The sequence below is a fragment of the Pedobacter gandavensis genome (assembly GCF_032678745.1).
GTDB classification, from domain to species: domain Bacteria; phylum Bacteroidota; class Bacteroidia; order Sphingobacteriales; family Sphingobacteriaceae; genus Pedobacter; species Pedobacter gandavensis_C.
This window is the reverse complement of the sequence record NZ_JAVTST010000002.1, coordinates 383,509-395,976: the sequence shown is the minus strand read 5'-3', so window position 1 is coordinate 395,976 and position 12,468 is coordinate 383,509. Positions and strand designations below refer to the sequence as shown.

The 12,468-nt window shown below is 40.8% G+C and carries 9 protein-coding genes and 1 riboswitch; of the genes, 8 read left to right on the top strand and 1 reads right to left on the bottom strand.

Annotation, left to right across the window (positions count from 1 at the left end; translation table 11 throughout):
* The first annotated feature begins 78 nt into the window (after positions 1 to 78).
* A riboswitch (SAM riboswitch) is annotated at positions 79 to 181 on the top strand.
* A gap of 101 nt (positions 182 to 282) precedes the next feature.
* Positions 283 to 1,452, top strand: coding sequence for a cysteine desulfurase family protein (locus R2S10_RS09390; RefSeq protein ID WP_316840187.1), 1,170 nt, complete (start codon positions 283 to 285; stop codon positions 1,450 to 1,452).
* Positions 1,453 to 1,503: 51 nt separating this feature from the next.
* On the opposite strand, the gene R2S10_RS09385 is transcribed toward R2S10_RS09390, so the two are convergent.
* Positions 1,504 to 2,694, bottom strand: a complete 1,191-nt coding sequence (locus R2S10_RS09385; protein WP_316840186.1) for a metallophosphoesterase — start codon at positions 2,692 to 2,694, stop codon at positions 1,504 to 1,506.
* Between the two features lie 439 nt (positions 2,695 to 3,133).
* Between R2S10_RS09385 and R2S10_RS09380 the strand changes: the two genes are divergently transcribed.
* The 7 genes from R2S10_RS09380 (at position 3,134) to R2S10_RS09350 (ending at position 12,465) form a co-directional block, all read left to right on the top strand.
* The gene (locus R2S10_RS09380; RefSeq protein WP_316840185.1) at positions 3,134 to 5,221 is read left to right on the top strand and encodes a HEPN domain-containing protein; all 2,088 of its coding nucleotides are present in this window, start codon (positions 3,134 to 3,136) and stop codon (positions 5,219 to 5,221) included.
* Positions 5,221 to 6,009, top strand: a complete 789-nt coding sequence (gene cobA, locus R2S10_RS09375) for a uroporphyrinogen-III C-methyltransferase (protein WP_316840184.1) — start codon at positions 5,221 to 5,223, stop codon at positions 6,007 to 6,009. Before R2S10_RS09380 ends, cobA begins: the two co-directional genes overlap by 1 nt.
* Before the next feature lie 5 nt (positions 6,010 to 6,014).
* Positions 6,015 to 7,484, top strand: a complete 1,470-nt coding sequence (locus tag R2S10_RS09370) for a TSUP family transporter (protein ID WP_316840183.1) — start codon at positions 6,015 to 6,017, stop codon at positions 7,482 to 7,484.
* Between the two features lie 2 nt (positions 7,485 to 7,486).
* Complete coding sequence (locus R2S10_RS09365; RefSeq protein WP_316840182.1) at positions 7,487 to 8,191, top strand: phosphoadenylyl-sulfate reductase; 705 nt, start codon at positions 7,487 to 7,489, stop codon at positions 8,189 to 8,191.
* Between the two features lie 11 nt (positions 8,192 to 8,202).
* Entirely contained in the window at positions 8,203 to 9,108 is a 906-nt protein-coding gene (cysD, locus tag R2S10_RS09360) for a sulfate adenylyltransferase subunit CysD (RefSeq protein ID WP_316840181.1), read from the top strand.
* Positions 9,108 to 10,358, top strand: a complete 1,251-nt coding sequence (locus tag R2S10_RS09355; RefSeq protein WP_316840180.1) for a sulfate adenylyltransferase subunit 1 — start codon at positions 9,108 to 9,110, stop codon at positions 10,356 to 10,358. The genes cysD and R2S10_RS09355 overlap by 1 nt, the downstream gene beginning before the upstream one ends.
* A 700-nt stretch (positions 10,359 to 11,058) precedes the next feature.
* Complete coding sequence (locus tag R2S10_RS09350; RefSeq protein ID WP_316840179.1) at positions 11,059 to 12,465, top strand: glycogen synthase; 1,407 nt, start codon at positions 11,059 to 11,061, stop codon at positions 12,463 to 12,465.
* The last annotated feature ends 3 nt before the right edge of the window (positions 12,466 to 12,468 follow it).

The following is a 12,468-nucleotide window of genomic DNA, read 5'->3' as shown; positions in this document are numbered from 1 at the left end:
ATAATAATTTCAATAAAGACTATTGAATTAGTAGACTTTATTGTATCTTTGCTGGCAGTAAAAGTTCATACATTTATTTACTTATCCAGAAAGACTGAGGGAAAGGCCCTGTGATGTCTTAGCAACCTGTTAAATTAATAAGGTGCTAATTCCTGTCCGCCATTGGCGGAAGAGATAAGTTGTTAGAAAACTATGTTTTTGATTTTCTAGGAAACTCATCCAATGCCTTATTCTTGTAAACTGATTAAGTAGGTTATTTTTTAATCTATTAAACCAATTCGCATGAGAATTTATTTAGACAATGCCGCAACCACACCTTTAAACAGAGAAGTATTCCTGGCAATGGAACCATATTTCTTTGAAAACTTTGGAAATCCATCCTCATCACACCATCACGGGAGAGGGGCGAAAGTAGCCATCGCTCAAGCCCGGGGAATTATTGCCGACCTGCTCAATGCCAGTCCAGACAATATTGTATTTACCTCCGGTGGATCCGAGGCAGACAATACCGCCATCATTTCCGGTATTCGTAGTAATGAAATCAAATTGGCCATCACTTCTGCTTTTGAACACCATGCCGTACTACATACTTTACAGGCGCTGGAAAAAAAGGGAGAAATCCGAATTGCCTATCTTCAACATGATGCTCAGGGAAACCTTTCCCTGTCGCATTTAGAACAATTGTTGAGTAAGAATGAAAAAGCTTTTGTTTCAGTAATGCATGGGAACAATGAGATTGGAAACCTGAATGACCTCGGGGAAATTGGTCTCCTCTGTGAAAGATACGATGCTGTTTTTCACTCTGATACAGTCCAATCTATGGGGCAATATCGTTATGATACCCCTAAACTGAACGCTGATTTTTTGGTGGGTTCAGCACATAAGTTCCACGGACCGAAAGGTGTCGGGTTTTTATATAGAAACACCAGACAGACGCTTTATCCTTTAATTAATGGTGGCTCCCAGGAGCAAAAGCAACGGGCAGGTACAGAAAATGTAACCGGGATTGTTGGGTTAGCAAAAGCATTAGAACTAAGTTATAGAAACCGGGAAACCTGCCAGCAGCATCTGATCCGCTTAAAGGAGCGCTTGATTTTTAAGCTTAGAGACAGGATTACTGATGTTGCTTTCAATGGGAATTCTGCAAATACAGAATTGAGTTTAAATAGCGTATTGAGTGTCTCATTACCAGATCCAAATAACGGAATTGATCTTTTATCTTATCTCGATCAACATCAAATCTCAGTATCTGGAGGAAGTGCCTGTAATAGTCGGTCTGCTGCGGGTTCTCATGTACTCAGTGCCTTGGGGACCCCTTTTGGCAGGTCAACAGTTCGCTTCTCTTTTAGCCGCTACAATACAGAAGACGAGATTGATTATGCGGTTGAAAAGCTAGCTAGATGTTATACAAAAGTAACCACGCCTGATTATGAGGCTGCATATTCCAGTTAATATTGCCTTCAGTTCCTAAAATATTACTGCTAGAATTAAAGAAAATGAAATTTACCTGTTCGTTTTCTTTAATTCTATAACGGTAATTTCTGGCCAGATGCCCACTCTCCCTGAAAAACCAAGGAAGCCAAATCCTCTATTGATATTCAGGTATCTACCGTTAGCACTGGTGATTCCTGCCCAGTGTGCATAACGGTATTTTACAGGACTCCATTTGATGCCAAAAGCTTCTATACCAAATTGCATCCCATGTGTATGACCTGATAAGGTGAGTTGTATTTTTGATGGCCATTTTTTTACTTCCGCATCCCAGTGTGTGGGATCATGCGAAAGCAAAACTTTAAAATCTTCCGGATTTACATCCTGTAATGCCTTTTTAAGATTGCCACGCTCCCCAAAACCAATCCCCCAGTTTTCTACTCCAGCAAGGATAATGTGTTGCCCGTTTTTTTCAATACGTACATGCTCATCTAAAAGCAAGCGGTAACCCATTTCCGCATGGTATTTTTTTAGCATCTGTAGGTTGGCTTGTTTGGCTGATTCGCTTTCCCATTTAATATAATCCCCATAATCATGGTTTCCAAGAATTGAGAATTGTCCCTGAGGGGCTTTTACCTGCGAAAAATGGCCCATCCATGGTACAATTTCTTCCGCTTTATTGTTCACCAGATCTCCAGTGAAAACAAAAAGATCCGCATTTTGAGCTTTGATGAGGTCGATGCCTTTTTGTACCGCTTTTGCATTTTTAAAGCTGCCAGCATGTACATCTGAAATCTGGGCTATGCGGAAACCCTCAAACTGTGCTGGCAATTCATCAAAAAATAAAGTGTGTTTGATCACGCGGTAGGCGTACTTCCCTTTAATAATGCCGTATAAGAAAATAAAAATGGTGATAAGGAATAAAATCAGTCCAAATTCCACCCAGTAAACACTTCTTGGACCACCGGCAATTAACCGATAACCATCTCCAATCATTAAAATTAGAATGAAGATCAGCTCGCTGCTGATCAATACAAGAAAAGTATGTGTACTGATCTTGAAAAAGATGTCCATACCATTTTCGCGCATACGCTGGATCGCATAACCGAGCGAGGCTATGATGAAAATGATAAAACCCCAGAACACCGGACTTAACCAACTGCTATTGGTTAACGTTTCAATTCCTGATAGGACATACCAATTGATCAAAAAGATAAAACTAATGATGATGGCAAAAGGTAAAAGGTTGATTTTTCTTTTCATAGTTGACTTACCTTATAAATGTAGGTTTTCATGTGGGATTTTGTTTTGATCCCAATCAATTTGACATTTTCAGGATGATTCGGAAATAGCATATCGCACCGAAGATCGCGTATTAGGAATGAAAATATGGCTGTAAAAGCTTTCGTGTAATATCTTTATAATCAGATGAATATAGGTTTTTGTAATTAATTCCATAGGATTGGTAGTAAATTAATTCATTGAAAAACAGCTACTTATATATTTTTTACTGAAGGTATGTACTACTAATCCTATATACTTTATATATTTGTTTTATGAACCAAACAACTTACAACGGAAATCTGATGTTAATCCACTGCATGTGTGGTTAATGATTTCGGCTGTAAAGAGTAAAAATATTTAAAAGCTTCTTCAGTCTCCCCGACAGAAGAAGCTTTTTTCAAATAAGACCAAACGTACTATGCAAAGTTTTAGAACAGAGTTAGAAAATCCTGTTGTTGAAAAGGATATTATTGATCTTGAGAAAAAGATCAGAGCCTTTCGCGAAGGAAAAATCCATGAGGAGAAATTTAGAAGCCTACGCCTTGCCCGTGGTGTTTACGGACAAAGACAGCCTGGGGTACAAATGGTGCGCATTAAATTGCCTTTCGGAAAAGTAACCTTCAAACAACTATTACGCATCGCAGATGTATCTGATGAGTATGGAAGTGGAAACCTTCACTTAACCACCAGACAGGACATCCAGATTCACTATGTAAGTCTGGACAGAACTCCTCAATTGTGGGAGGAACTGGAACGCGATGATGTAACGATCCGTGAAGCTTGTGGAAATACGGTAAGAAACGTAACCTCATCGCCTGATTCAGGAATCAATCCAAACGAACTGTTTGATGTTTCACCTTATGCTCATGCATTTTTCACTTATTTTCTGCGCAATCCAATTTGCCAGGAGATGGGAAGAAAGATTAAATTCTCTTTCTCTTCCGATGAAAAAGATACGGCTTACAGCTATATCCATGACCTTGGTTTTATCCCAAAAATCAATGAAAATGGCGAACGTGGTTTTAAAGTGATGCTTGGTGGTGGATTAGGTGCGCAACCTTTTCTAGCTAGTTTGGTACATGATTTTCTTCCGGAAGATCAGATTATTCCTTATGCTGAATCAGTATTGAGGGTATTTGATCGTTACGGAGAACGTACAAATAGAAACAAAGCACGTCTTAAATATTTAGTGCAAAAATTAGGATTAGAAGAATTATTGAGATTAATCGATGAAGAAAGAATCGCCAATAAGTCAAAATCCTTTAAAATAGATAGAGATGCAGTTCTTTCTCCTGAGCCTCCTGCTTTACTGGAGTACCCGGAATTAGACGTGGTTAATACCTTAGACTACCAACATTGGCGTGCTACAAACGTTGTGGAGCAAAAGCAATCAGGTTTTTATGGCGTGTATGTTAAGGTGCCCGTAGGAGATATTAAAACTGATCGTGCCCGTAAATTGGTAGCAGGCATTAGTCCATATGTAGCAGATGAAATTCGCATTACCCAAAACCAGGGTTTACTCTTGAAATTTGTTAGAGCAGGTGCTTTACCAGCCTTGTATGTTGAATTAAAGGCATTAGATTTTGCTACCCCCGGATTCGACAGCATTGGTGACGTAACCACCTGCCCTGGAACAGATACCTGTAATCTTGGGATTTCTAACAGTATGTCACTTTCTGTGGCACTGGAAGAAGTGATCTACGAAGAGTTTCCAGAATTGATTTACGATAAAGACATCAAAATCAAAATCAGTGGATGTATGAATTCTTGTGGTCAGCATGGTTTGGCGCACATCGGATTCCATGGTAGTTCAGTGAAAGCAAATGGAAAAGTAGTACCGGCAGTACAAGTTATGTTGGGTGGTGGTACGGTAGGAGATGGCGCAGGTAGAGTTGCAGAAAGAGTGATTAAAGCACCTTCTAAGCGTGCAACAGGAGTACTAAGAACATTATTAAATGATTTCAGTGCCAACAGCAGTACCGAAGAGAGTTTCCATAGTTATTACGACAGACAAGGGAAAGATTATTTCTACCAGTTGTTAAAACCATTGGCCGACTTAACAACCCTTAAAGATGAAGAATATGTAGATTGGGGTCATGAAGAGATCTTCAATACTGCGATTGGAGTTGGAGAATGTGCAGGTGTGGTGATCGACTTAGTAGCTACTTTACTTTTAGAAGCAGAAGAAAAGTTGGGTTGGGCAAAGGCTTCTTTCGAAGCAGGAGCATGGTCTGATTCTATTTACCATACTTATGCGGTATTTGTGAACGCTGCAAAAGCATTGTTACTGGATAAAGCGGTAAACAGCAGTACACAAATCGGTGTGATCCGTGAGTTTGATACCCATTACGTGGAAACAGGAGAATTTGAGCTGAAAAGCACTTTTAATGAACTGGTACTACAAATCAATAAGCATGAGCCTACAGCCGAATTTGCTGCCGCTTACCTGGCTGATGTAACAGCGTTTTTTAATCAGATTAATGCAAAAAGAGAGGAGAAAATCTAATGAGTACTAAAAATATAAATAACAAAGAGCCAAAGATTACTTTGGTAGGTGCTGGCCCTGGTGATCCTGAATTGATTACCATGAGAGGTGCAAATGCATTGAAATCTGCAGATGTGGTTTTATATGATGCTTTGGTGAATGAAGGTGTGTTGGATTATGCCAATCCTGAGGCCATCAAGGTATATGTAGGAAAACGCTCAGGCGAACACTCTTACTCACAAGATGCTGTGAACAAGCTGATGATTGATTATGCCCTGAACTACGGTCACGTGGTACGTTTAAAAGGCGGTGATCCTTTTGTATTTGGAAGAGGTTATGAAGAATTGGATTTTGCTGCGGGTTATAGCATCCCGGTAACGGTAATTCCAGGCTTATCGAGTTCTATCTCTGTTCCTGGCTTACAACAAATTCCGGTTACACATAGAGGCTTAAGCGAAAGCTTCTGGGTGGTTACAGGAACTACTGCTTCTGGAAAGATTTCTAACGATTTGTATGAAGCAGCAAGATCTAAAGCTACTGTTGTGGTATTAATGGGCTTAGGGAAATTGAAAGAAATCGTAAAACTTTTCCAAAATGAGGGGAAAGGAAAATTACCTGTTGCAGCGATTCAAAGTGGTTCTACTCAAAATGAAAAACTGGCAATCGGTGTGGTAGATACGATCCTGGAAACTGTAGAAGAAAAAGGAATTGAAGCACCGGCACTATTGATTTTTGGTGAGGTTGTATCCTTACATCCTTCTTTTCAACCCATCAAGGAGTTTTTCAATGCACTTAAAGAAGAACTATAATTAATATGGAAGGCAACCAGTTATTTCCTGTCTTCATCAAATTGAATACCATTCGCACTGTGCTGATTGGTGCAGGTCCTGTTGGACTGGAAAAATTAGCAGCCATCTTGTCAAATAGTCCGGAAGCCCGCGTTAGGGTTATAGCAATTGATGTTTTACCGGAACTGAGAACACTGGCAGCGGCTTATCAGGGAGTGGAAATTATCCAAAGGGAATTTATTCCTGAGGACCTGGATGATGCGGATCTGGTGATAGCCGCCACAAATAATGCGGACTTAAACCAGCAGATCCGCGCCGAATCTGATCAGCGGAATTTATTAGTAAACTTTGCCGATAAGCCGGATCTGTGTAATTTTTACCTGGGTTCAATCGTGAAAAAAGGTGACTTGAAAATTGCGATATCAACCAATGGAAAGTCGCCAACAATTGCGAAACGCTTAAAAGAAGTACTGAATGATAGTCTGCCGGAAGAACTGAATGATACTTTAGGAAACATGGAGGCTTTAAGAAGCACTTTAAACGGTGATTTCGCAGCGAAAGTGAAAAGACTGAATGAGGTAACATCTATTTTGGTGACTGAAAAGAAGGTCGACAAAGTGAAAAAGAACTTCAAATGGCTGATCTGGACCTCAATTGTTCTTTCTTTTCTAGTAGTGATTACAGCATTCTGGCATAAAGAACCTGAATTTCAGGCCTACCTGACGCAATTGGATCCGCTATTTTACTGGTTCCTGATTGGTGGATTTGTGTTTGCAATGATTGATGGTGCAATAGGAATGTCGTATGGAGTTACCTCCACCTCATTTTCTCTGGCAATGGGCGTTCCCCCGGCCTCAGCGAGTATGGGTGTCCATTTATCAGAAATCCTGAGCAATGGTATTGCCGGTTGGATGCATTACCGTTTTGGAAATGTAAACTGGAAGTTGTTCCGGATGTTGTTATTACCGGGGATTGTAGGAGCGGTAGTGGGTGCTTACCTGCTGTCTTCTCTGGAACATTATAACCATTATACAAAGCCAATCATATCCTTGTATACCCTGATTCTGGGTGGGGTGATCCTGTCCAAAGCCTACAAGATCAACCGTAAGGTGAAAAATCCGAAAGGTAAAATCAAAAAGATCGGTCTTCTAGGCTTGTCCGGTGGTTTTATTGACGCTGTTGGTGGTGGTGGATGGGGATCAATTGTATTGTCGAGCTTAATTGCCGGTGGAAGAAATGCAAGGTTCTCTTTAGGAACGGTAAAAATTACCCGTTTCTTTATCGCTTTGATGAGTTCCCTGACCTTTATCACCATGTTAAATGGTGCCCATTGGGAGGCTGTAGCAGGTTTAGTAATTGGTAGTGCATTGGCATCGCCGATTGCAGCAAGGGTATCCAACAAGATCTCTGTGAAAACAATTATGGTATCGGTAGGCGTGTTGGTGGTATTGGTTAGCTTACGTAGCATCATCAACTTCGTCCTTAATGAATTTTAGTTATGAAAGAAGATTTAGCAGCAATAGCCGCACAAATAAAAGATAAAGATCCGGTAGAGGCACTACGATATTTCGCAGCTACCTACCCCGGAAAGATTGTGTTCTCTACCAGTTTCGGTTGGGAAGATCAGGTGATCACGCACATGATATTTTCAAATGATATTCCCATTGAAGTGTTTACCCTGGAAACAGGCAGGCTCTTCCCGGAAACCTATTACGTATGGAACAGAACTTTAGAAATTTATAAAAAGCCAATTCTGGCCTACCATCCACAAGCAGAAGCTTTGCAGGAAATGGTGAATGCCAAAGGACCAAACAGCTTTTATGAATCAGTAGAAAATAGAAAAGAATGTTGTCATATTCGTAAGTTAGAGCCTTTAAAAAGAGCAATTGCCGATAAAGATTGCTGGGTAACGGGCATCCGTTCCGAGCAATCGATAAACAGAACTGATATGACCAATCTGGAATGGGATGAGCAGAATAATCTGCTGAAATTTCACCCCATATTTTTCTGGTCGCTGGAAGAAGTAAAGGCTTACATAAAGGAACATAATATCGTATACAATACCCTGCACGATAAAGGCTTTCCGAGCATCGGATGTGCCCCTTGTACCAGAGCGGTACGCGAAGGGGAGGATTTCAGAGCCGGACGCTGGTGGTGGGAAGATCAATCAAAGAAAGAATGTGGTTTACATGCCACCAAGTAAAAGATAAGAAAATGAGTAAGTATAATTTAGATTATTTAGACGAACTGGAGGCCGAAGCGATTCACATCTTACGTGAAGTAGCAGGGCAATTTGAAAAGCCAGCATTGCTATTCTCCGGAGGAAAAGACTCTATTACCCTGGTGCGACTTGCTGAAAAGGCATTCCGACCAGGAAAGTTTCCTTTCCCTCTGGTACATATCGATACCGGACATAACTTCGAAGAAACAATTGCCTACCGCGATCAGATGGTAGAACGCCTTGGCGAAAAGCTGATCGTTGGCCATGTACAGGAATCTATCGATCAAGGGAAAGTAGTAGAGCAAACAGGGAAAAATGCAAGTAGAAATTCCCTGCAAACGATCACTTTACTGGATACGATTGCCAAACATGGTTTCGATGCCTGTATCGGTGGCGCACGTCGTGATGAAGAAAAGGCGAGAGCCAAAGAAAGAATCTTCTCCGTAAGGGATGAATTCGGACAATGGGATCCTAAGCGTCAGCGTCCGGAATTGTGGAACATCTATAACGGTAAAATCCATAAAGGTGAAAATGTTCGCGTTTTCCCAATCAGTAACTGGACTGAGCTTGACGTATGGAACTATATAAAAAGAGAAAATACTGATCTTCCTTCCATCTACTTCGCGCATCGCAGAGATGTGATTACCAGAAATGGTCAGCTGATGGCCGCATCGCCATTCCTGAACATGGATGCTGACGATATCGTAGAAAATAAAATGGTTCGTTTCCGTACCGTAGGTGATATGAGCTGCACCGCAGCCGTAGAATCGGAAGCCGATCAGATCGAAGACATCATCAGAGAAATCAGTGCATCAAAAATTAGTGAACGGGGAGCCCGCTTGGACGATAAGGTATCGGAAGCTGCGATGGAAGACCGTAAAAAAGGAGGGTATTTTTAATGAATTTATTGAAATTTTTTACAGCAGGAAGTGTAGACGACGGAAAGAGTACACTTATCGGAAGACTGCTTTACGATACAGATTCTATTTTAGCGGATCAACTGGAAGCCTTACAGCAATCCAACCGTAAAAATGACGATGGTACCATCGACCTTGCCATCTTAACAGACGGACTAAGAGCAGAAAGAGAACAAGGAATCACCATCGATGTGGCCTATAAATATTTCCAGACGGAAAAGCGTAAATTCATTATCGCCGATACTCCTGGTCATATTCAATACACCCGAAATATGGTTACAGGTGCCTCTACCGCCAAACTGGCCATCATCTTAATCGATGCCAGAAACGGGGTAGTAGAACAAACCATCAGACATTCCTACCTGGTTTCTTTATTAGGTATTGAGCATGTAGTAGTGGCCATTAATAAAATGGATATGGTGGATTATAGTGAAACAGTATTTAATGCAATCACAGAGAAGTATGCCTTACTGGCTGCCGAATTGGATCTGAAAGAAGTAACTTTTATTCCGGTAAGTGCATTAAAAGGGGATAACATCGTTCATGAATCTCAGCACATGATTTGGTATCAGGGACGTAGCCTTTTGCATTTCCTGGAAACGGTTGATGTAGAAGATAAACAAAGCTATAACCTGGCCAGAATGCCAGTACAATGGGTAGTGAGGCCTCAGACTGATGAACTTCATGATTACCGTGGTTATGCTGGTCGCGTGTTGAGTGGTTCTTTTAAACTGAATGATAAGGTTACGGTATTGCCTTCGGGAAGTAGCTCTGTAATTGATAGAATCGAAATATTTGACCTTAGACCGGAAGAGGTTCATGCCGGACAGTCGGTTACCCTTCACCTGAAAGACAATATTGACATTAGCAGAGGTGATGTTCTGGTAAATTCGGATCATTTACCGCAAAATGCTAAACTGATTGAAGCAGATGTTTGCTGGATGGATAGTCGTCCGCTTGATGAGAGTATTACCTATTTATTGCAACACAATAGCAAGGTTACAAAAGCGAAGATCAGTGAAATCATCTATAAAGTGGACATCAATACTTTAGAGAAGCAGAATGCAATTGACTTTAAGCTGAATGATATTGGCCGGATTTTAATTAAAACAGCTGATGAGTTGGCTTTTGATCTTTATACGGAGAATAAAGCGAATGGTGCAGCGATTTTGATCGACAGCAGAACGAATTTAACGGTTGCAGCGTTGATGTTTAGAGCGGTTGCTAACTAATTCATTTTCTGAACTAAAAAAAGAAGCATTACTAATAAAAGGTTGAAATCTTTTGCGCTGAAGGGCACAAAATTTTCTATACCTTTTCTTAGAACGCTTCTTTTTTTTTATTAATCCTGCCAACAACAGTACAAGACTTTCCTGATGCTTTTCCTCTAGCATCCAGTTCAGTTTCCCTCTTCACTAGCATTTTGTCTCAACTTTCCTTAGTCCATTCCCTTTAAGCATCCTGTTCAGCCTCCCTCTTCACTAGCATTTTGTCTTAACTTTCCTTAGTCCCTTCCCTTTAAGCATCCAGTTCAGCTTCCCTCTTCACTAGCATTTTGTTTCAGCCTCCCTCTTCACTAGAATTTTGTCTCAACTTTCCTTAGTCCCTTCCCTTTAAGCATCCTGTTCAGCCTCCCCCTCCACTAGCATTTTGTTTCAGCCTCCCTCTTCACTAGAATTTTGTCTCAACTTTCCTTTTTCCCTTCCCTTTAAGCATCCAGTTCAGCTTCCCTTTCCACAAGTATCTCCTGCCTTAATTTTGCTCCTGTTAAAAAATTATTGCTGTGGAGAGACCTAGAAAATTTTGCGCCCTTCAGCGCAAAAGATTTCAGGCTCGAACAGCAAAATTTTTTAAGTAAAATTATTTGCAGGAATAATTGCCTTTTCACCTTGTATTACCTATTTTAAGATACTTTTTAACCCCTTGAAAATTATGGAGATTATCCACCTGAGTGCAGAATGTTACCCTATTGCTAAAGTAGGTGGTTTAGGCGATGTAGTTGGCGCTTTGCCGAAATATCAGAACAAGCTTGGCCATGTTGCTAAAGTGGTAATGCCCGCCTATCAGACCAAATTTATGCAGGAAAATGAGTTTGAGGTGGTCTATGATGGATGGGGAAAGTTGGGCTTTCATGATTTTCCAGTCAGGATATTTAGGGAGTTAACCAATAAATTGGGCTTTGATTTATACCTCGTTCATATTTCCGGGTTAATGGACCGTCCAAATGTTTACGGTTATGACGATGATACAGAGCGTTTTTTAGCTTATCAGATTGCCGTATTGGATTGGATCACGCAATGGGAGCATAAGCCAGATGTCATTCACTGTCATGATCACCATACCGGATTAGTTCCTTTTATGATGGCATATGGGCATCAGTTTAAGAAGTTAAGTCATGTGCCTACGGTTCTTACCATTCATAATGCACAGTATCAGGGACAGTTTGGCTGGGATAAACTTCATTACCTACCGCCATTTGATTTATGGAAATCCGGGCAGTTAGACTGGAAAGGATCAATAAATCCATTGGCTGCGGCTATTAAGTGTGCATGGAGAGTAACGACAGTATCCCCGAGCTATTTGGAAGAAATCAGTTTTAAAGCCAATGGACTGGAAGACCTACTTGCTCAGGAACGCTCCAAATCAGTAGGTATTTTAAATGGAATAGACAATGAAGTATGGGATCCGCAGCAGGATCCTATGCTGGAAAAAAAATATACGGTACGTACGGTAGAAAATGGAAAGAAGGCTAATAAAGCAGCTTTATGTCGGGTGTTTAACTTGGACCCTGAAAAGCCACTCTTTACTTTTATAGGGCGCTTAGTAGGAGAAAAGGGGGCCGATCTCTTGCCGGAAATTTTTTATAATGCGTTATCAAAAGCAAATGGCGCAATTAATGTACTGGTATTAGGATCTGGTGATCCACAGGTAGAAGGTCGATTGATGCAACTCAAAGACGCTTTTACAGGGAATTATAATACGTATATTGGTTACAATGAACAGTTATCACACCAGATTTATGCTGGGGCCGACTTTTTGCTGATGCCAAGTAGAGTAGAGCCATGTGGACTGAATCAGATGTATGCCTTACGTTATGGAACTGTTCCTATTGTCCGTAGGATTGGAGGATTAAAAGATACGGTGGTAGATATAGGTGATGGAGGTTTTGGGATTTGTCACGATCAGACCAGTGTTTGGGACGTAGGACATGCGATTGGTAGAGCTTATGAACTGTATCAGAATCAGGAGCAACTGAAAGAAATCCGTAAGTATATGATGCAATTAGACCACTCATGGGATAGAGCGGCACAACAATATATTGATTTGTACCACATATAAACT